Origin of the sequence: Rhizobium sp. Leaf321 (genome assembly GCF_001423215.1) — a bacterium.
In the GTDB taxonomy this organism is placed as follows: domain Bacteria; phylum Pseudomonadota; class Alphaproteobacteria; order Rhizobiales; family Rhizobiaceae; genus Neorhizobium; species Neorhizobium soli.
The window spans coordinates 1-21,485 of sequence record NZ_LMOF01000002.1 but is presented as its reverse complement, the minus strand read 5'-3'; the positions used below and the strand labels follow the sequence as shown (position 1 = coordinate 21,485).

The window sequence follows — 21,485 nt, the reverse complement described above, 5'->3', positions numbered from 1 at the left end:
TGGTGGGCCCGGAGAGACTCGAACTCCCAACCAAGCGGTTATGAGCCGCCGGCTCTAACCATTGAGCTACAGGCCCTGCCCTTTGAAGGCATGACGACTGGCGCAATGGTTCGCCGGTCGCAAGGGTCCGTCTAGCTCAAATTGTGAAAGCTCACAAGGCCTCGCCGCAATAGGTTCACAATCACACGTCACCTAGAGGGTGTTCGGCTTTCAACTCAGGCATTTGGCCGGGATCCTCGAGGTCGAACAACCAGTATCAAAGGAGACACAATGCGCCGTTTGCCCACCGCCCCTTCTCTCGCGCCGGCTTTCCTAGCCCTTGCCCTCGGCACGGCCTTCCTCCCGCTGTCGCCGTTTTCGGCAACGGTCGCGTCTGCGCAGGAAGCCCGCACGCCGCGCGAACCGATCATCAGCGTGTCCGGTGAGGGCAAGGCCGCGGTCGCGCCCGATATGGCGATCCTGTCGCTTGCCGTCGTGAGGCAGGCAAAGACCGCCGATGCGGCCGTCTCCGCCAACAACACGGCAATGAGCGAAGTGCTCGCCGCCATCAAGGCTGAAGGCATTGCCGATCGCGACGTCCAGACCAGCAGCTTTGCGATCTACCCGCAATATCGCCAGGTAGCCCCGAAGGACGGCATCGAGCCGCCGCAGGAAATTATCGGTTACGAAGTGTCCAACACGCTGACGCTGAAGGTGCGCGATCTCGAAAAGCTCGGCGGTCTGATCGACAAGACGGTCAAGCTCGGTGTCAACCAGGGCGGACAGATCGAGTTCACCAATACCAATACCGACGAAGTGATGACGCAGGCGCGCAAGGCAGCCGTTGCCGAAGCGCTCGCCAAGGCAAAGACGCTGACGGAAGCTGCCGGCGTCAAGCTTGGCCGCATCATGGAGATCAGCGAGAATTCGGCACCGCCCATGGCCCCGCCGATGATGCGCATGACAATGGCAAAGGATTCCGGCAACGGCGTCCCGGTGGCGGCCGGCGAGACCAGCTACACGGTCAACGTCAACGTCGTGTTCTCCATCGATCCCTGATCGGATCGCTTCAACGACAAAACCCCGCCCGGCGAATGCCGGACGGGGCTGAAGATACACTCGGACGCTTGAGATCCCTTAGCGACGGATGAGCGGGCAGCCGCGCACGTTGGCAAACACGACCCGGTCGCGTCCGCGGCGATCGACGCCGACGACGGTCACGCTGCGGCGGGAGATGTCGACGACGCGGGTACGGCGCAGACCCATCGCTTCGGCGCGACGTTCAGCCAGGCGCGGCGAGCAGCCGACGGGACGCATGTGGCGCGGGCGCTCATAGCGCGGCGGGTGATGCGGACGCCAGTCGCGCTCACGGTACTGTACGAATTCAGGGCCGGCGGCGGCGGCGATTGGCGCGGACGCCGAAATCCCTGTCATGGCGATCAAGGCTGCAAGGCCGGCCTTCGCCATCAGGCGTGTGATTGTAGTCATCTTTTGCTTCTCCTGAACCTGTCACCGGTTGTCCGGCTGTCTCGCGCCGGCCTTTCGGGCCAACGGTCGATGCAACTCTATCCAACCCAGCTGAATGCCTGCAAAACCGATCATTCAGTATTTGTTCATTTGGAAAACAACGATCATCACGACGAAAGGTGCAGCACGATCTCGCGCCTGTGCGGGCTGTCGCGGTGCTCGAAGAGATAGATCCCTTGCCAGGTGCCGAGCGCCAGCCTGCCGCCGGTTATCGGAATGCCGATCGAGACTGCCGTCAGTGCCGCCTTGATATGTGCCGGCATGTCATCTGGTCCTTCCATCGTATGGCTGACCCAGCCCATCGAAGGATCGTCCGAGGGGGGAACGAGGCGGGAAAAGAACGCATTCAGATCGCGCTTCACGTCCGGATCGGCATTTTCCTGAATGATCAGCGAACAGGACGTGTGGCGAACAAAGACAGTCAGCAGGCCCTCGTCGCGCCCGGCCTGGCGCACGAAGCGTTCGGCTTCATCCGTGAACTCGTATAGCCCTTGGCCTCTGGTCGAAATCTGGATCGCGGTCTGCGGCATCGAAATTCTCTTGTCTGCTTGAAGATCAAAACTCGGGAAAACCGCGCTTGCGCCATTCCGAGCGCGGCACGAGGCCACCCACATTCATCGAAAACGAAATTATTTTCGTGGCATCGGCATCGACTTCGCAGCGGAAGCTGACATCATGCCACTGGCCTTTGGCGCGAAAGCCGATATTGCGCGCCTCGAGAACCGTCCCATTGGGCAGCTTCGGTGCGGGCAAGACATCGGGATTGTAGGCGGGCGAGCCGTTCTGAAGTTGCGCACTGAGTTCCGACGAGCACAGCTGCCCTGCGCGAACGCCGCGCGGAATGCCGGACATCGCGACGGTCGCCAGCGTCTCGCCGGTATCGCGCGCGGAAAACAGCGTTCTCACGGGCTTGAGATCGCCGGCCGTATCGGATGGTTTCGGCGGCGCCGGCTTTTGCGTCGGCACGGGTGCGGAGGAAGGCGGCCCTGTAAAGAGCCCGGCCGACATAGCGTCTGGAGACGGGCCAGCGGCAGGTCCCGGCATTCCCGACGGATCGGAGCCTGGAACACTGAGCTGCGGTGGCGTCATATGGGTCGGAACCGGCGCTTCTTGTGGCGCGCCCTCGCCCTGCACGTCGGGACCCGCCGTCTGTGCAGGCTCCTCCGGCGCTGGCGGATCGGCATCGGTCGCAGCGGGCGCCGGCGCATCCTCCGCAGCATTGCCGTCAAGCGCCTGGCGCGGACCGCTATCCTTTTCGCCAAACTGGAACACAGGCCGCAGTGCGGACATCGGCGGCGCTGACGCCTGCTTGTCCTCCTCGGCCGGTGTCGGGCTTGCATGCGGCGGCGGCGGTGCCGGCTGCTCGGCCTTCTGCGGTGCCTCGGGCTCTTTCGCTCCTTCCGGCGCCTTTTCTTCGGGCGGCTTTTCTTGAGGCTGCGGCTCTTCGGGCTTTGGTTCTTCAGGCTTGGGAGGCTGAGGTTCCAGCGGTTTCTGCTCCTCCGGCTTTTCGTCCTGCGCAGGGGAAGGCGGCGGAGCAGCTTCCGGTGCAGAAGCCTTGCTCGCCGAAATCACGGGGTCCTCGAGCGGATCTTCCTGAGGCTTCTGCTCGGGCGGCTTTTCCGGTGGCGGCTCTTCGGTCTTCGCCTCTTCCTTGAGGTTCAGCTCGTTAGGCTTCTTCGCTTCTTCGACCGGCTCCTGCTTTTCCTGTTCCGGCGGCGGCACGATTTCCACCTGAACGGTCTCCTCCTCGGGAACCGCGTCGGTCGGCAGCGGCAATTGGACGAGAAGCGCGCCGGCAATGATCAGATGCAGAGCCACGGACGCACCCAGCGCCGTTGCGATCACCTTCTTATGCGGGGCGGGAGACATATCCGGCATGGCTCCCATGTAGGATGGTTCGCGGGTATGATCGAGCCCGGCCCGATCACAACATCAATAAAAAAGCCCGGCACGTCATAACGGCCGGGCTTTTAATGGGTCTGGTCCAGCGATCAGCTGTCGAGGAACGAGCGCAGCTTGCGGCTCCGGCTCGGGTGCTTCAGCTTGCGCAGCGCCTTCGCTTCGATCTGGCGGATACGTTCGCGGGTAACCGAGAACTGCTGGCCGACTTCTTCGAGCGTGTGGTCGGTGTTCATGCCGATGCCGAAGCGCATGCGAAGAACACGTTCTTCACGCGGCGTCAGCGATGCGAGAACCCGCGTCGTCGTTTCACGAAGGTTCGCCTGGATGGCGGCATCGATCGGCAACAGCGCATTCTTGTCCTCGATGAAGTCACCCAGATGCGAATCCTCTTCGTCACCCACAGGGGTTTCGAGCGAGATCGGCTCCTTGGCGATCTTCAGGACCTTGCGGACCTTTTCGAGCGGCATGGCCAGCTTTTCGGCCAGCTCTTCCGGGGTCGGCTCGCGGCCGATCTCGTGCAGCATCTGGCGCGATGTGCGGACGATCTTGTTGATCGTCTCGATCATGTGCACCGGAATACGGATCGTGCGGGCCTGGTCGGCGATCGAGCGGGTGATCGCCTGCCTGATCCACCAGGTCGCATAAGTCGAGAACTTGTAGCCGCGACGGTATTCGAACTTATCGACGGCCTTCATCAGGCCGATATTGCCTTCCTGAATAAGATCCAGGAACTGCAGGCCGCGGTTGGTGTATTTCTTGGCGATGGAAATCACGAGACGAAGGTTCGCCTCGACCATTTCCTTCTTGGCGATCCGCGCTTCGCGCTCGCCCTTCTGCACCATCGACACGATCCGGCGGAATTCGGTGATCGAAATCCCGGTTTCGGTCGCGAGACTCTGGATCTCCTGACGGATATCCCGGATGGCGTTGAACTCCGCCTTGGCGAAATCCTTCCAGCCACGAGCCGACAGATTGGCAATCGACTTCATCCAGTTCGGATCAAGCTCGGCACCCTGATACTGTTCCAGGAACGAGTCGCGCTTGACGCCGTAGGATTCAGCCAGACGAAGAAGACGACCTTCGTTCTGCATCAGACGCTTGGAGATGTCGTAGAGCTGTTCGACAAGGCTTTCGACGCGGTTCTGGTTCAGTGACAGCGACTTCACTGCCGTGATCAGCTCGTCCTTCAGTTCCTTGTAGCGGCGCTCCTGAGCGGAAGACAGCGTGCCGGAGGCGGCAAGCCGCTGCTCGACCTGCTGGTCCTGAAGCTTGCGCAGCTTCTTGTAGGTATCCGCGATCGTGTCGAGCGTTTCCATGACCTGCGGGCGCAGTTCCGCTTCCATGGCGGCAAGCGAAAGGTTCGACTCGTCGTCGTCCTCTTCCTCTTCTTCCAAGCCCTGGTCACCGCCAACAGCGGTGATGTCGTCATCGTTGGCAGCAGAGAAACGAGCCTTGCGGGTCTTTTCCTTTTCCTCGGCAGCCTTGCGGTCCGCCTCGATCTTTTCCGGGCTCTGGAACTGTGGCGCAGCCTTCGCCTCGGGACCCGAATAGGTCGTCTCAAGATCGATGATCTCGCGCAGCAGCGTCGTGCCTTCGTTCAGTTCGTCGCGCCAGATGATCAGCGCCTGGAACGTCAGCGGGCTTTCGCACAGACCGGCGATCATCGTCTCGCGGCCAGCCTCGATGCGCTTGGCGATCGCAATTTCGCCTTCACGCGACAGAAGCTCGACCGAGCCCATTTCGCGCAGATACATGCGCACCGGATCGTCCGTACGATCGGTGGGTTCTTTCTTCTTCGCCGTGGCAAGAGCGGTGCTGGACGTCGGGGCAAGTTCGCCGCCTTCGCTCTCTTCGCTCTCGTTGGAGTCCTCCTCCTCGGTGGTGGCCTCCTCGGCTTCTTCATCTTCAACGACGTTGATGCCCATGTCGGACAACATCGCCATCGTGTCTTCGATCTGTTCGGAAGTGACCTCTTCGGAAGGAAGGACCGAGTTGAGCTCGTCCATCGTCACGTAGCCGCGCTTCTTCGCGGCTTTGATCATCTTCTTGACCGCGTCGTCAGAAAGATCGAGAAGCGGACCGTCGACCGAGCCTTCGCGCTCGGTATCGGCTTCTTCGTTTTCTTTGACTTTAGTTGCCATGTATGTCGTCGCTTTCCCTGAACGCCACTGCGCAGCGCTTCGTGGCCTGCGGCGGAGGGCAAAAGCCACACCAGCCGCGAATCAATATCCAACTCGTAACGGAATGACCTTTAACTCCCGATTACCATCGGCGACCGCTACTCGCGGGGACCGCCAGAACGAAGATGCCGAACATCGCCGCGGCGCTAGACCCACTCCACCAATATTGCCCGAAATGGTGATTCCCACAAAATAACGCTTCGTCAAGTTCTTCCAAAGCTTGTGCCCAGGAAAAGTGGAAATTACCTTACGACCATGTCCCCGTTGGCGGTACTCCCGTCATATTGAAGCCATATGTAAGCGGTGCACAATGAAAGACAAGAGCCCGCCGCCCGGTAATAACCCCTGGCTCTACCCGAAATGCGCGGGATTGACGCCATTTTCCGATGCGTTGCAACAATACAGTGATCAATCAAGAGCTGTATAGACCACTCCACTCGCGCTGTTAATCCATCAGGCGACCAATTCAACACGGTTTAGTATCTGCGCAGCTCTCCTTTATCCGTGACTGACGGCAGCGCCCTTGACGCGTCCTGACAGAACACCGAAGCCGTCGATGATCGCTTCCTGGTTTTCAAGCCTGGAAATTTCATTCTGTACCTCCAGAAGTGCACGCAGCAGGATCTCGGCACGCTCGGCCTCGTCCTCGGTCATCTCCGCGAGTTCACGCTCCAGCTCGATCTTCTGCCAGCGGAGCTCCTTGTTTCTGGAATGCAGTGCCCGGGTCTGACGGTAGGCTTGCAGCGAATCCTGCGGATCGGCCTCTTCCGTCGCCGTCCACAGTCGCGCATTGCGGATCTGCTGGTTCATCGACTTCAACAGTTCCTCAAAGCCATTCTCGCCGAGTTCCCGTTTCAGGTCCTGCACCGTCAAACCGGCACCGGCCTGCCCGACAATGGTCAGCACGCAAGACCACATCCGCTTCAGATCGCGGTTCTCGAATTCGATCGAGGCGATCTCGTCATACTCGTTGAGCAGAAGCTGCGGATGATGGACGATGGTCAGCGCCAGCACGCTTTCTCGCAGGGCCGGAAGGTCGAGATGTCCCCGCACCAGCCCCGATCGCGTCAGGCGGTCGGAAACACCCATTCCGCGCCCCTGCTGCTGGAACGACGATCCACCCCGTCCGCCGGCCGCACCGCCTCTGCCGGACCCGCCGCCTTCGCGCTGCTGGTAGCTTTGACGACGATCGCCACCGCCGCCATTGCGCTGCGGCTGGAACAAGCCGTTGAGACGATCGCGCACATTCTGCTGGTAGTGACGGCGCACACTTTCGTCGGCAATCACGGAAACGATCTGCTTGAGCCTTGCCTCGAGCTCCGCCCGCTTTTCCGGGGTCTCGAAGGCGGCACCATTGGTTTCCCGCTGCCAGACCATCTCCGCCAGCGGACGCGCCTGCGCGATCACGCCATCGAACGGCGCTCTTCCCTCGTGCTTGACGAGATCGTCCGGATCCTTGCCGTCTGGAAGCAACGCGAACCGCACCGAGCGGCCGGGCTTGATGGAGGGAAGCGCGAGATCCGCAGCACGGTTTGCAGCACGGATACCGGCACCATCGCCATCGAAACACAGGATCGGTTCCGGCGTCATCCGCCAAAGCAGCTCCAGCTGGTTTTCGGTCAAGGCCGTACCGAGCGGCGCAACGGCATTCTCGACGCCCACCTGGCTGAGCGCGATCACATCCATATAGCCTTCCACGGCAATGATCGTGCCCGGCTCCTTGGATCCCGGCCCCGGCTGAGCCGCCCGCCTGGCGCGGGTAAAATTGTAGAGCACCTGGCCCTTGTGGAAGAGTTCGGTATCCGGCGAGTTCATGTATTTGGCCGGCGCATCCGGCGCCATCGCGCGTCCACCAAAGGCAATCACCTTGTCGCGCGACGACAGGATCGGGAACATGATGCGGTCGCGGAAATAGTCGTAGGAAACGGCAATCCCCTCGCCGTGACGCACCAGGCCGCAGGCCTCGATCTGTTCCTTCGCGACACCTTTGCCGGCAAGGAACTCCTTGAGCGCATTGCGGCTGTCCAGCGCATAGCCGAGGCGGAAATTCTCGATCGTGCGCGCCGTCAGTCCGCGGTCGCGAAGATAGGCGCGTGCCTTGGCGCCGGTCGGGCTCTGCAACTGGTCCTGAAAGAAGCGCGTCGCCATTTCCATGACGTCGAGAAGCGACATCCGCTCCCGTTCGCGCTTTTCCGCCTGCGGATCGGGTTGCGGCATGGCGATACCAGCCATATCGGCAACCTGCTGGACGGCTTCTGGAAAGTTCAGCCCTTCCAGATCCGTCATGAAGCGGAAATGATCGCCCGATACGCCACAGCCGAAGCAGTGATAGCGACCCTTGCGGTCCTCGCAGTGAAAGCTCGGGCTTTTCTCGCCATGGAACGGGCAGCAGGCCCAGAAATCGCCGCGCGCAGCATTGGTCTTCCTGCGATCCCAGGTGACACGACGGCCGATCACCGTCGAAATCGGCACCCGATCCCGGATCTCATCAAGAAAACTGTTTGAAAAGCGCATGTCTACCTCGCGGGCCAGAGACCATATTAATGCTCAGTGCGCAGGAATGCCAGCCCGGCCGCAAATCATGCCCGCTATTCACAGGCCGCCGCTCCCGTGACCACCGACCCGATCAACCCACAGAAATTAACGAATTGTAACTTGCGATACGCAGGTTCCCTGCATAGCGTTGAATCCGACAAGACGTGCCGTCAGTCGCCTCGACAGGAGGGCTACGGCATCTGAGATTGCTCTTCAGGACGGCTGCCTGCAATGACTGCGGTCGATCGTTCTCTCCCACCGGTGGCATGTCCGCGGTCGGCCGATGGGAGGCGTAGAAGAGCAAAAGGCGGGAACTCCATGAAGGACTTCCCGCCTTTCTCGTTTTATGCGTAGCGGCTAGACCTCAGCTCAGCTGCGCCTTGATCGTGCCGGACGCCTTGGCGAAATCCATCTGGCCGGCATAGCGTTCGCGCAGAATGGCCATCACCTTGCCCATGTCCTTCATTCCAGCAGCACCGATCTCGGCGATGACGGAAGCGACGATCTCGCTCGCCTTCTCGTCGGAAATCTGTTCCGGCATGAAGGATTTGATGACGGCGATCTCTTCGCGTTCCTGTGCTGCAAGTTCCGGGCGGGCGTTGTCTTCGTAGATCTTCGCCGACTCCTCGCGCTGCTTCACCATCTTCTGCAGGATCTGCAGGATTTCGTCGTCAGTGGCAGCGTCCTTGCCGGTGCCGCGATTGGCGATGTCACGGTCCTTGATGGCGGTCTGGATCAGCCGCACGGTCGAAAGCCTGCGGGTTTCCTTCGCCTTCATCGCTTCCTTCATCGCTTCGGAAAGCTTCTCGCGCAACATGGCCTGTCTCCTTGAACGTCACTCGATCCGCAGCGGACCGATCTTTTGCGACGTCATAGAACAAGCGTGAACGGCGATCAAACGTTTTGCCGACACGGCCAAACTCACCGATTGCCGGCCTTTGCGCCCAGCTTTCTCATAAACGGCAATTGACCCGCTGTTCTGCCTTGTTTATGTCGAGGACCTGCACAACAATTGGATAGTGGGCCGCAAGCGGGTTTCCGCGCGCCCTTTTCTGCGACGAGAGATGACCTCGACACCCTGTTTTCCGTTTCGGGAAACGGGCCGCTGGGGCAGAAGGATGGATATGACCGCGACCACCCCTTGGACCACGAAAAAACCCACCGCCGTTCTCGTGCTTGCCGACGGAACCGTGATTGAAGGAACAGGCATTGGCGCGACCGGCAAGGTCACCGCCGAAGTGGTGTTCAACACCGCCCTCACCGGCTACCAGGAAATTTTGACCGATCCGTCCTATCTCAGCCAGATCGTCACCTTCACCTTCCCGCATATCGGCAATATCGGCACCAATGACGAGGACATCGAGGACCTGACGCCCGCTGCCCGCCGCGGCGCCGTTGGCACGATCTTCAAGGCCGATATCACCGAACCATCGAACTACCGCTCGGCAAAGGATCTGGACTCCTGGCTGAAGAGCCGCGGCGTCATCGGCCTGTCGGGCATCGACACACGCGCGCTGACCGCCTGGATCCGCCAGAACGGTGCCCCGAACGCGGTGATCGCCCATGACCCGAACGGCAATTTCGACATCGAAGCGCTAAAGGCCGAAGCCAAGGCTTGGAGCGGTCTCGAAGGTCTCGACCTTGCCAAGGAAGCAACCTCCGGCCAGTCGTCGCAGTGGACGGAAAAGCCCTGGGTCTGGAACGAAGGTTCCGAAGAGCTGAAGGCCGAAGACGCCAAGTATCACATCGTCTGCATCGACTACGGCGTGAAGCGCAACATCCTGCGCCTGTTCACCGGCCTCGACTGCAAGGTCACGGTCGTGCCGGCACAGACCTCGTCGGAAGACATTCTGGCGCTGAAGCCGGATGGCATCTTCCTGTCGAACGGCCCGGGCGATCCGGCAGCCACCGGCGCTTACGCTGTCCCCGTCATCCAAGACATCGTCAAGACCGACATCCCGACCTTCGGCATCTGCCTCGGTCACCAGATCCTCGGCCTCGCACTTGGTGCCACGACCGAGAAGATGCACCAGGGTCATCACGGCGCGAACCACCCGGTCAAGGATCACACGACCGGCAAGGTGGAGATCGTGTCCATGAACCACGGCTTCGCGGTCGACTCGAAGTCGCTACCGCAGGGTGTTGAGGAGACGCACATTTCCCTGTTTGACGGCACCAATTGCGGTCTGCGTCTGTCCGGCAAGCCGGTCTTCTCCGTCCAGCATCACCCGGAAGCATCGCCCGGTCCGCAGGACAGCCACTACCTGTTCCGCCGCTTCATCAACATGGTGCGCGAGAACAAGGGAGAGGCAGCGCTCGCAGAGCGCTAAAACCTTCTCAAGTCACGGTTTCAATCAGATGGCTCGCTGCTCTCAGCGGGCCATTTGCTTATGGCGCTGCAAAAGAATCCAGAACCGTCCGCACAGGAAGAGAGCTGCGGCGGCAAGGCCGATCACGAAACCGAACCAGACACCCTCGCCGCGATAGCCGAGCGGAAATGCAAACACCCAGGCGCAGACGAAGCCGATCGGCCAGTAGGCGATCAGCGCCAGCAGCATCGGCACCTGCGTGTCCTTCAATCCGCGTAGCAACCCTGCCCCGACAGCCTGCAGACCGTCGACCAGCTGGAAGATGCCGGCAATGACAATCAGCGGTGTGGCGAGCGCGAGCACCGCAGCGGCGTCCGGCTGGCTGGTGTCGAGGAAAAGCCCCGCCAGCGCGCCCGGCATCACGGCGTAAAGGACACCGCCGATCGCCGTGAAGATGATGCTGACGATCAGCACGGCCCCGCCGGCCCTTCGAACACCGACCATGTCGCCACGACCGTTGGCAAGACCGACCCGAACCGTTGCGACCTGCGCCAGACCCAGCGGCACCATAAAGGCGATCGAGGCAAGCTGCAGCGCGATTCCGTGGGCCGCAAGCTCGAGCTTGCCGATACTGCCCATCATCAGCGAAGCCGCCGCAAACAGGCTCGTTTCGGCAAGGATCGTGAAGCTGATCGGCAGTCCGAGCAGGAAGACTTCCCGAACCATCGACCAGTCAGGCTTCCAGAAGCGCACGAAGAGTTCGTAGGCGCGCATGGAGGGCTGCGCCTGCACATAGGCGATCGCGATCAGGAAGCCTACCAGGTTGGCGGACACGGCAGCGATCGCCGCACCATGAAGACCCAGCTGCGGCGCTCCGTAATGGCCGAAGATCAACAGATAGGCGACGATCGCGTTCATGATGAACATGCCGATCGTGATGTAGAGAACGATCCCGCCCTTCTCCAATCCTGTCACGAAGCTGCGCAGCGCCATCAGGCCAAGCGCCGGGAACATGCCCCATTGCGCAATGCGAAGATAGCTCTGCGCATTGGCCGCGACATCGGGCGCCTGACCGAGGCCGAGCAGCATCGGTTCGCTAAACCAGAGCAGCGGTGCCACAAGCGTGCAATAGGCAATCACCACCCACAGCCCCATGCGCACCGACCGGCGCACGCCAATCCGGTCGCCATGACCGAGCGCTTGCGCAACCAGCGGCACGACGGCGCTGGTGAACCCGGTGCCAAAGATGAACACGACGAAAAACAGCTGCGTCGCAATGACCACGGAGGCAAGTTCGGTCGTCCCAAGCCAGCCGACCAGAATGACGTCGGTCGTATGGATCGCCATCTGCGCAAGCTGGGCTCCCACCAGCGGGATGCCGAGCGCAAACGTGCCGCGCAGATGCGACGACCAGGAACGATCCGTAATGACGGCGTCATGCGGCGCAGATGCACCGGCAGTGTTCGGCAAGCCCGACATCGATAAATCCTACAAATGGAAAAAGCCGCTTCCAGAAACGGTCAGCGGCACGGTACCCTGCCTATAAAGAAGGCATCGGGGTTCATCAAGGCTCGGCACCGATCCAGCAAAAATTGTAGGGCGAAGTTCACCAACGTTGATGGGTGACGTGACAGGTCTGACGGACCGATCGATAGGAGGATGGTGCGGCCAGGAACTTGGCCTTGTCCATCGCCGCCGGCTGGTGCCGAATGCAGCCCGGCATAGGTCCCGGCTTTGCGGAGCCGAGCATGCCGAAATCGGGAGGGTGCGGGCGATCGGTTTCGCCGCCCACACGATATTTCGAAGATTGATCTCTCAGTCACGGCTCTGCTGCTCGGCGGAGCAGCAGAGATCACTGCTCAGACATTGCCCGAGAACGTGTCGCAGGCCTTCATGTCGCCGGTGTCGAAGCCCTGCTTGAACCAGCGCATACGCTGCTGCGAGGTGCCGTGGTTGAAGCTTTCCGGGACGACATAACCCTGACTGCGCTTCTGCAGCGTGTCGTCGCCGATCTGCTGGGCGGCGTTCAAAGCCTCCTCCAGATCGCCGCTTTCGAGAAAGCCCTTCTGCTGGGTCCGCTTGCCCCACACGCCGGCAAAGCAGTCCGCCTGAAGCTCGACGCGAACCGACATGCGGTTGGCCTCGGTCTCGCTCATATTCTGCCGCGCCTGGTTGAATTTCGGCAATACGCCGAGCAGGTTCTGGACGTGATGCCCGACTTCATGCGCGACCACATAGGCCTCGGCAAAATCGCCTCCGGCCCCAAGCCGCTGGCTGAGTTCCTTGAAGAACTCCGTATCCAGATAAACCTTGCGGTCACCCGGGCAGTAGAACGGGCCGCTTGCCGACGACGCAAAACCGCAGGCAGACCGAACCTGACCGCCGAAGAGAACCAGCGTCGGCTCCTCATAACGAGCGCCGTTGCTCTGGAAGATTTCGTTCCAGGTGTCTTCGGTATCAGCAAGGACGGTGCGGACGAAACCGGTCATCTCGTCTTCAGCGGGCGTACGCGGCGCCTGCTGCGTGGTGCTGGTGCCCGTATCCATGCCGGTATCGCCGCCCGAAAGAAGCGTCAGCGGATTGATGCCCGTGACCCAGCAGATGATCAGCACGACGACGATGCCGCCGATGCTCAATCCACCACCGCCACGTCCGCCGCCACCGATCGGGATGCGGAAACCGCCACCGCGGCCACCCATCGAGGCACCCCGTTGATCCTCGACATTGTCGGATTGCCGACGCCCTTTCCATTCCATATCGCACCCCAGGTTCTAATAAGTTCGGTCGGAAATGATCCTTGACGACGATATAGAACAGGCCCGCCAAATATCCATGTCGGGATGTCAGGCTGTTGGCTCAGGCGACCCTCAGCTGCGTCTTGCTGGGCAGGAACACGGTGAGAAGGCCAAGCGCCGGCAGGAAGGCGCAGATGGAATAGACAAAACTGATGCCCCTGTGGTCGGCGATGATCCCGAGCACGGCGGCGGCAATGCCACCCATGCCGAATGCGAGCCCGAAGAAGATGCCGGCGATCATCCCGACCCGGCCAGGCACCAGCTCCTGCGCCATGACGATAATGGCCGGAAACGACGACGCCATCAGCAGCCCAACGATACCCGACAGCACGATCGTCATCGGCAAATTGGCGAACGGCATCGCCAGCGTGAACGGCAGCACACCGAGAATGGAGATCCAGATCACCACCTTGGAGCCGAACCGGTCACCGATCGGACCGCCGATCAGCGTGCCGAGCGCCGTTGCGCCCAGAAACACGAACAGCATGACCTGCGACGACTGCACGGTGACGCCAAAGCGCTCGATAACGAAGAACGTGTAATAGCTGCCGATCGCCGCCATGTAGATGTTCTTCGAAAACGTCAGGATCGCCAGCACGACCAGCGCCACCATCACCGTGCGACGCGGCAGGCTGTGGATGCCAAGGCTCTTCTTGCGCCCCTTGTTGGCCAGCATGTGCGCCTTGTACCAGCGCGCGACCCAGGAGAGGATCACGATGCCGAGGAGCGCGATTGCCGAAAACCAGGCAACACTGCCCTGCCCCATCGGCACGATAATGAAGGCCGCCAGCAGCGGCCCGATCGCCTGTCCGAAATTGCCGCCCACCTGAAAGGTCGCCTGCGCAAAACCATAGCGCCCGCCGGACGCAAGCCGCGCCACCCGCGACGATTCCGGATGAAACACCGCCGACCCAATGCCGATCAGCGCAGCCGCCACCACAAGCATCAGATAGACATGCGAACCGGCGAGCAGAAACAGCCCCACAAACGTCGCCCCCATGCCGATCGGCAGCGAGTACGGGAATGGCTTCTTGTCGGTGATGATGCCGATCACCGGCTGCAGCAGCGATGCGGTGCACTGGAAGGCCAGCGTCAGAATGCCGATCTGCCAGAAGTCGAGATTGTAGTCGGCCTTGAGCATCGGATAGATCGCCGAGATCATCGACTGCATGATGTCGTTGAGCATATGGCAGAAGCTGACCGCAAAAATGATCGGCATCACCGTCTTGTCCGCCTGGACGGCGGAAGCCGAATTTTCCGGCTGCACGGTTGCAGCTGCATCAACGGGTCTGGACGTGGCATCCGCCATTGGGGCTCCTCCGCGCGGGTGTTCGTCCATCAAGGATCGTTGCCGCTGCAAATATTGACGTATGCCAAGGATTAGAGCGGCAAATCAGGCCTGTCCATGTCAGGACGGGAGCAAACGGTACGATCGTGGTTCGTAAACGGGTCTCGTCGAGGCTGTGACAGAGCCTGGTTTTCCATTACCGGCGATCTGTTTGGTCCCCGTGTCAGCCGTTTGACGGCAACGATGGAAACGCCGGCGACGACCCCGCCTGCCAGCACATCGACAAAATAATGACTGGCATGCGAAACAGCCGCAACAGCCATCAGGATGTTGATCACCATCATCGGATAGCGCGCAAATCTAAGATCCCATGCGGCCCAGGCGCAAAGTGCAGCGACCGCGGCGTGCACGGATGGGAATGTCAAAATGCCGGCGACCTCCTCCATTCTGAAAATGAAATCAGGATCTGTCCTCAAGGCATTGAACTGATCGAGAAAGAAAAAGCTGAAATACGCGTTGATGCTTGTCAGTTGCTCTGGCTCGACACCGTAGACGACATAGGCTCCAAGTGCTGGAAACCAGATCGATATCACGCTCGAGATGTAGCATAGCACCGCGTATGCAATCGCCATCTGATAGGCACGCAGAGGACGACCCGTCGCGATGAGGACGACCGGAATCAGGAGCAACTGGAACGAAAACGACAGGTACGCGAGGCCGAGGATCTCAGCCAGCAACGGCCTTGCATCAACAAATGCTATGAACCCTCGCCATGACAGGCCAAGTGCCGCATCCCACGACATAAGAACCGCGTCCGCAGTCGGCATGCCGACCCGGATGCTGAGATAGGTAGAGACGAGTACCGGCACGATGAGAAGCAGAGTACAGGTGACCGTTTCGAGAACGAACGTCATCGCATTCAGCTTGCGGACGTGACAGTAAAACCCGACGACGACGAGCAATGCGACAAAGTAACCGGCGGACCTGCCGACGCCGGCATAATCCACTTTCAGTCCGGTAATCTGCGCCAATCCGAAAGCCACCACATAGGAGGCGACGGTGAGCGACAGCAACCCGTACCGCGCCCTGATCAGTTCCAAATCCATGACGTCAGACTACCTTGCACAAACAGCACGAGTGTATCCGTCGAAAGTTAAAACCAGCCTGACACCGAATGTTGCGTGTGCAACGTCCAATCCGGACAATTCCTGTCGATATGCTCAATTATGGGGTTCCGTTCCCCGGCACATTTCCCTATAAGCCGCGTCTAGCCAGAAAAAACATGCGCACGCCACCCGACCGGAGCTTCACGCCCCGTGCCGGTTTTTCGCGCAGAAAAAAGTGGATAGAGATCATGCCGAAGCGCCAAGACATCAAATCGATCCTCATCATCGGGGCGGGCCCGATCGTCATCGGCCAGGCATGCGAATTCGACTATTCCGGCACCCAGGCCTGCAAGGCGCTGCGCGAAGAAGGTTACCGGGTCATTCTGGTCAACTCCAACCCGGCAACGATCATGACCGATCCGGGCCTGGCCGACGCCACCTACATCGAGCCGATCACCCCGGAAGTGGTCGCCAAGATCATCGCCAAGGAACGCCCTGACGCGCTTCTGCCGACCATGGGCGGCCAGACGGCCTTGAACACGGCGCTTTCGCTCAAGAGAATGGGCGTGCTCGACCGCTACAATGTCGAGATGATCGGCGCCAAGCCCGCCGCCATCGACATGGCCGAAGATCGCGCCCTCTTCCGGGAAGCCATGAGCCGCATCGGCCTTGAGACGCCGAAGTCGATGCTGGCCAATGCCACCGATATCAAGGATGCCGACCGCAAGACGCACGAAGCCGAGCGCAACAAGGTCAAGGCCGAACTGTCCGGCGCCGAGCTCGACAAGGCGCTCGACGCGCTCGAAAACCAGTGGAACCTCGGCGAAACCGACCGCAAGCAGCGCTATATCAGCCACGCGATGGCGATTGCGGCACAGGCTATCGACGTCGTCGGCCTACCCGCCATCATCCGCCCGTCCTTTACCATGGGCGGCACCGGCGGCGGCATTGCCTACAATCGCTCGGAATTCTTCGAGATCATCGGCGGCGGCCTCGATGCCTCGCCGACCACCGAAGTGCTGATCGAGGAATCGGTTCTCGGCTGGAAGGAATACGAGATGGAAGTGGTCCGCGACACCGCGGATAACTGCATCATCATCTGCTCGATCGAAAACATCGACCCGATGGGCGTCCACACCGGCGACTCGATCACCGTCGCACCGGCCCTGACGCTGACCGACAAGGAATACCAGATCATGCGCAACGCATCGATCGCGGTCCTGCGCGAGATCGGTGTCGAGACCGGCGGTTCCAACGTCCAGTTCGCGGTCAACCCGGCCGATGGTCGTCTTGTCGTCATCGAAATGAACCCGCGCGTATCGCGGTCTTCGGCGCTCGCCTCCAAGGCGACAGGCTTCCCGATCGCCAAGGTCGCGGCAAAGCTTGCGGTCGGCTACACGCTCGACGAACTCGACAACGACATCACCGGCGGCGCGACCCCTGCCTCGTTCGAACCGTCGATCGACTACGTCGTCACCAAGATCCCGCGCTTTGCCTTTGAGAAATTCCCGGGCGCCTCGCCGGTCCTGACCACTGCCATGAAGTCGGTTGGTGAAGTCATGGCGATCGGCCGTACCTTTGCCGAATCGCTGCAGAAGGCTCTCCGCGGTCTCGAAACCGGCCTGACCGGTCTCGACGAGATCGAGATCCCCGGCATGGAAGAGGGAGAAGGCTCCAAGAACGCCATCCGCGCCGCAATCGGCACGCCGACGCCGGACCGTCTGCGCCAGGTCGCCCAGGCTCTCCGTCTCGGTCTCTCCGAAGCCGAAGTGCATGAAGCCTGCAAGATCGACCCGTGGTTCATCGCCCAGTTCAAGGCGATCGTCGACATGGAAGCCCGCGTTCGCGAACACGGCCTGCCTGCTGACGCCGAGAACCTGCGCATGCTGAAGGCCATGGGCTTCTCAGACGCCCGCCTCGCCAGCCTGACCAAGAAACGCCCGAAGGAAGTCGCGGAACTGCGCAACGCGCTCAACGTGCGGCCGGTCTTCAAGCGCATCGATACCTGCGCTGCCGAATTCGCGTCGCCGACCGCCTATATGTACTCGACCTACGAGACGCCGTTCGTCGGCGAACTGCGCTCGGAAGCCGAAGTCTCGACCGCCAAGAAGGTCGTCATCCTCGGCGGCGGTCCGAACCGCATCGGCCAGGGCATCGAGTTCGACTATTGCTGCTGCCACGCCGCCTTCGCCCTGAAGGATGCCGGCTACGAAGCGATCATGATCAACTGCAACCCCGAGACCGTATCGACCGACTACGACACGTCCGACCGCCTCTATTTCGAGCCGCTGACGGCCGAAGACGTGATCGAGATCCTCCGTGCGGAACAGGAAAAGGGTGAAGTGGTCGGCGTCATCGTGCAGTTCGGCGGCCAGACACCGCTGAAACTCGCAGAAGCGCTCGAAAAGAACGGCATACCGATCCTCGGAACGGCGCCCGACATGATCGACTTGGCCGAAGACCGCGACCGCTTCCAGAAGCTTCTTATGAAGCTTGACCTGACGCAGCCGAACAACGGCATTGCCTACTCGGTCGAACAGGCCCGCCTCGTGGCGTCGGAAATCGGCTTCCCGCTGGTCGTTCGCCCATCCTACGTTCTCGGCGGCCGCGCCATGCAGATCCTGCATTCGGAAAGCCAGCTGCAGAGCTACCTGCTCGATACGGTGCCGGAACTGGTGCCTGAAGACATCAAGCAGCGCTATCCGAACGACAAGACCGGCCAGATCAACACCCTGCTCGGCAAGAACCCGCTTCTGTTCGACAGCTACCTGTCCAACGCCATCGAAGTCGATGTCGACTGCCTCTGCGACGGCACCGACGTCTATGTCGCCGGTATCATGGAGCATATCGAGGAAGCCGGTATCCATTCGGGTGACAGCGCCTGCTCGCTGCCACCGCGCACGCTCTCAAACGAGATGATCGACGAACTGGAACGCCAGGCAACGTCGATGGCCAAGGCGCTCAACGTCGTCGGCCTGATGAACGTCCAGTTCGCCATCAAGGACGGCACCGTCTACGTGCTCGAAGTCAACCCGCGTGCCTCGCGCACCGTGCCCTTCGTGGCCAAGACCATCGGCGCGCCGATCGCGAAGATCGCCGCCCGTGCCATGGCCGGCGAAAAGCTCGACGCGATCTTTGCGGCCTACGGCACCAAGCCCGATCCGCGCAACCTGAAGCATATCGCGGTCAAGGAAGCGGTCTTCCCGTTTGCCCGCTTCCCCGGCGTCGACATCCTGCTCGGACCGGAAATGCGTTCGACCGGCGAAGTGATGGGTCTCGATACGGACTTCGCGCTCGCCTTTGCCAAGAGCCAGCTCGGTGCAAGCGTCGAACTGCCCCGCGACGGTGCGGTCTTCGTGTCGGTCCGCGACGACGACAAGCCACGCGTGCTGCCGGCCATCCGCATGCTGAAGGAAATAGGCTTCAAGGTCATCGCCACCGGCGGTACCGCCCGCTTCCTCGCCGAAAACGGCATCGAGTCGACCAAGATCAACAAGGTCCTGGAAGGACGCCCGCATATCGAGGATGCCATCCGCAACCGCCAGGTCCAGCTCGTCATCAACACGACGGATTCAAACAAGGCGATCTCGGACTCGAAATCGCTGCGCCGTGCAACGTTGATGCAGAAGGTGCCGTATTACACGACGATATCAGGTGCCGAATCCGCTGCGATGGCGATCAAGGCGCTGAAGGCCGGCAATCTCGAAGTGCGTACGCTGCAAAGCTACTTCGCGTAACACTCTCCAACGGGCGCCTCTGGCGCCCGTTTTCTTTGCTGGCCCCGCGGTTGCCCGATCCTGAGACGTGCGGTAAATCCGCAAGCCGATATCTGGGAGAGGAACGATGCAGACGCCGTCGCAACATCCGGGCCACGAGCCTGCCGGTCGCCGGGAATGGATCGGTGCCTGCGTCCTGTCGATCGCCTGCCTGATCTACTCGATGGACTTGTCCATCCTGTTTCTCGCCGTCCCCGCGATCGTTGTGGATCTCGATCCGTCGGCGTCCGAACTGCTCTGGATCAACGATATCTACGGCTTCATGGTCGCCGGTTTTCTCGTCACCATGGGCACGCTCGGAGACCGGATCGGCCGCCGCCGCGTGCTGCTGATCGGCGCATTCGCCTTCGGGATCGCCTCGGCACTTGCCGCCTTCTCATCGACAGCGCAGCAACTCATCGCCGCCCGTGCGCTTCTCGGCATTGCCGGCGCGACGATCGCGCCCTCGACCCTGTCGCTGATCGTCAACCTCTTCAAGAACGAAGCCGAGCGAAACCGGGCGATCGGCATCTGGGGAACAGCTTTCGCACTGGGCGGACTAATTGGCCCGCTCCTCGGCGGCTTTCTCCTGCAGTATTTTCACTGGGGCTCGGTGTTTCTCATCAACATTCCGATCATGCTGGTGCTTCTGGTCGTCGCCCCGTTCCTATTGCCGGAATACAAGAGCCCGGAAAGTGCCAAGCTCGATCTCGTCAGCGTCGTCCTGTCGCTCGCGACCGTGCTGCCGGTGATCTACGGCTTCAAGCACATGGCGGCCGACGGCTTTCAGAGCCGGCATCTGATCCCGATCGCGATCGGGCTTGCGTTCGGCTACCTGTTCATCCGCCGTCAGAAGCGCCTGACGCAGCCTCTGATCGACCTCAAGCTGTTTGCCATCCCCGCGTTCACCGCCTCGCTTCTCGTCAATCTCGCGGGCATGTTCTTCGTCTTCGGGGTGTTTCTCTACCAGAACCTCTTCCTGCAGTTCGTGCTCGGCCTGTCGCCGCTCGAAGCCGCCCTCTGGTCGATCCCGTCATCGATCGTCTTTACCGTGATGTCGCTGCAGGCCTACCGTTTCACCAACCGGTTCGGCCCGGTCAACACCGTCCTCATCGGTCTCGTCATCAACGCGGCCGGCATGTTGTCCATGTCGATCGCCGCCTATTCCGAGAGCCTCTACGGCGTCCTCGGCTCGACCATGTTCATCGCCATCGGCTTTGTGCCCGTCGTTTTGACGACGACTGGCCTGATCGTTGGCACGGCGCCGCCGGAACGCTCCGGCTCGGCCTCGGCGATTTCCGAAACCAGCGCCGAATTCGGCGGCGCCCTCGGTGTCGCCCTTCTCGGCAGCTTCGGGACACTGGTCTATCGCATTCTAATGGATGGCGCGGATGTGACCGGGCTCGACCCGGCCCAGGCAGCAACGGTCAGGGCGACCATTGGCGGCGCCGTCGAGACGGCACGCGGGCTCAGTGGCACCGCTCTGCAGGCAGGCGAAGGTCCGGTCTGGCTGGAGGCCGCCCGGCAATCCTTCTCGACGGGTTTTGCCTGCTGCTGCCTCCTCGCCTCACTGCTCCTGCTTATCCTCGCAGCGACCGCCCGCACGATCTACGCCCGCGCCCATATCGACGAAAGCGCGATCGGCTTGGGACACTGAGCGCGCTCAGATATAGACGAGCCTCGTTTTGTTGAAGCAGAGGCGCAGCGTGCGGAAGACGTAGAACACGAGACCGATCCCAAGCGTCACGATGGAGATCAGGATCCAGATCAGGATGTGACCGATCATCTCCGCCAGATTGAGTTCGCACTCGAGCCGCGCGATCCGCTGGCCGTCCCGGCCGATCAGGTAGGTCTTGTTGATGATGCTCTTGTAGAAGTAGTAAACGGCGAAGAACGCACCGATCCCAAGTGTCAACACACTGATGATCACCCAGAGAATGATATACCCGACCGCCTCCATCAGCGAATATTCGCACCGAAGCGTGGATCCGAAAGGTTGCGTCTTGAATGGCGGTGTAACCGCAACGTCTGTATTCGACATATTCCCCAGCTATAGTCTTGAGAGACCCCGCCGAATACAGCTTTCATTTCAAGACGAAGTCAATTGAA

At 61.0% G+C, this 21,485-nt stretch carries 15 protein-coding genes and 1 tRNA gene; 4 read left to right on the top strand and 12 right to left on the bottom strand.

Features of this window, described 5'->3' with window-relative positions:
* Positions 1–76, bottom strand: a tRNA-Ile gene (locus ASF70_RS01630).
* 194 nt (positions 77–270) lie between these two features.
* Here ASF70_RS01630 and ASF70_RS01625 point away from each other — a divergent pair.
* Positions 271–1,038 carry an SIMPL domain-containing protein gene (locus ASF70_RS01625; protein ID WP_062455912.1) on the top strand — a complete coding sequence of 256 codons (768 nt, stop codon included), beginning with the start codon at positions 271–273 and terminating at the stop codon, positions 1,036–1,038.
* Positions 1,039–1,116: 78 nt separating this feature from the next.
* On the opposite strand, the gene ASF70_RS01620 is transcribed toward ASF70_RS01625, so the two are convergent.
* The 6 genes from ASF70_RS01620 to ASF70_RS01595 form a co-directional block, all read right to left on the bottom strand.
* A complete protein-coding gene (locus tag ASF70_RS01620) occupies positions 1,117–1,458 on the bottom strand; it encodes a hypothetical protein (protein ID WP_113110862.1) in 342 nt (113 codons plus the stop codon).
* A 155-nt stretch (positions 1,459–1,613) separates the two neighbouring features.
* Complete coding sequence (locus tag ASF70_RS01615; protein ID WP_062576889.1) at positions 1,614–2,036, bottom strand: secondary thiamine-phosphate synthase enzyme YjbQ; 423 nt, start codon at positions 2,034–2,036, stop codon at positions 1,614–1,616.
* Positions 2,037–2,061: 25 nt separating this feature from the next.
* Positions 2,062–3,375, bottom strand: a complete 1,314-nt coding sequence (locus ASF70_RS01610; RefSeq protein ID WP_162237938.1) for a DUF930 domain-containing protein — start codon at positions 3,373–3,375, stop codon at positions 2,062–2,064.
* Positions 3,376–3,497: 122 nt separating this feature from the next.
* Complete coding sequence (rpoD, locus tag ASF70_RS01605) at positions 3,498–5,549, bottom strand: RNA polymerase sigma factor RpoD (protein ID WP_062455900.1); 2,052 nt, start codon at positions 5,547–5,549, stop codon at positions 3,498–3,500.
* Positions 5,550–6,086: 537 nt separating this feature from the next.
* Positions 6,087–8,102 (bottom strand): DNA primase, encoded by a 2,016-nt coding sequence (dnaG, locus tag ASF70_RS01600; RefSeq protein WP_062576884.1) that lies wholly within the window; start codon positions 8,100–8,102, stop codon positions 6,087–6,089.
* Positions 8,103–8,487: 385 nt separating this feature from the next.
* On the bottom strand, positions 8,488–8,940 hold the full coding sequence (locus ASF70_RS01595; protein WP_062455897.1) for a GatB/YqeY domain-containing protein: 453 nt from the start codon (positions 8,938–8,940) through the stop codon (positions 8,488–8,490).
* Positions 8,941–9,247: 307 nt separating this feature from the next.
* Here ASF70_RS01595 and carA point away from each other — a divergent pair, with 307 nt between their 5' ends.
* Positions 9,248–10,453, top strand: coding sequence for a glutamine-hydrolyzing carbamoyl-phosphate synthase small subunit (gene carA / locus ASF70_RS01590; protein ID WP_062576896.1), 1,206 nt, complete (start codon positions 9,248–9,250; stop codon positions 10,451–10,453).
* Positions 10,454–10,495: 42 nt separating this feature from the next.
* Here the strand turns inward: carA and ASF70_RS01585 are convergent, their stop codons facing one another.
* From ASF70_RS01585 to ASF70_RS01565, 4 genes are all read right to left on the bottom strand, one after another.
* On the bottom strand, positions 10,496–11,911 hold the full coding sequence (locus tag ASF70_RS01585; protein WP_082471696.1) for an MATE family efflux transporter: 1,416 nt from the start codon (positions 11,909–11,911) through the stop codon (positions 10,496–10,498).
* Positions 11,912–12,291: 380 nt separating this feature from the next.
* Positions 12,292–13,188 (bottom strand): neutral zinc metallopeptidase, encoded by an 897-nt coding sequence (locus ASF70_RS01575; protein ID WP_062576881.1) that lies wholly within the window; start codon positions 13,186–13,188, stop codon positions 12,292–12,294.
* Positions 13,189–13,288: 100 nt separating this feature from the next.
* On the bottom strand, positions 13,289–14,536 hold the full coding sequence (locus ASF70_RS01570) for an MFS transporter (protein ID WP_062576879.1): 1,248 nt from the start codon (positions 14,534–14,536) through the stop codon (positions 13,289–13,291).
* A gap of 71 nt (positions 14,537–14,607) precedes the next feature.
* Entirely contained in the window at positions 14,608–15,621 is a 1,014-nt protein-coding gene (locus ASF70_RS01565) for a phosphatase PAP2 family protein (RefSeq protein WP_062576877.1), read from the bottom strand.
* A 248-nt stretch (positions 15,622–15,869) separates the two neighbouring features.
* On the opposite strand from ASF70_RS01565, the gene carB reads away from it, so the two are divergent.
* Together carB and ASF70_RS01555 are read left to right on the top strand one after the other, a co-directional pair.
* Positions 15,870–19,358 (top strand): carbamoyl-phosphate synthase large subunit, encoded by a 3,489-nt coding sequence (gene carB / locus ASF70_RS01560; RefSeq protein WP_062576875.1) that lies wholly within the window; start codon positions 15,870–15,872, stop codon positions 19,356–19,358.
* A 106-nt stretch (positions 19,359–19,464) separates the two neighbouring features.
* Entirely contained in the window at positions 19,465–21,033 is a 1,569-nt protein-coding gene (locus ASF70_RS01555) for an MFS transporter (RefSeq protein WP_062576874.1), read from the top strand.
* A 6-nt stretch (positions 21,034–21,039) separates the two neighbouring features.
* Here ASF70_RS01555 and ASF70_RS01550 read toward each other — a convergent pair whose 3' ends face one another.
* Positions 21,040–21,417 (bottom strand): DUF6693 family protein, encoded by a 378-nt coding sequence (locus ASF70_RS01550; RefSeq protein WP_062576873.1) that lies wholly within the window; start codon positions 21,415–21,417, stop codon positions 21,040–21,042.
* Between the last annotated feature and the right edge of the window lie 68 nt (positions 21,418–21,485).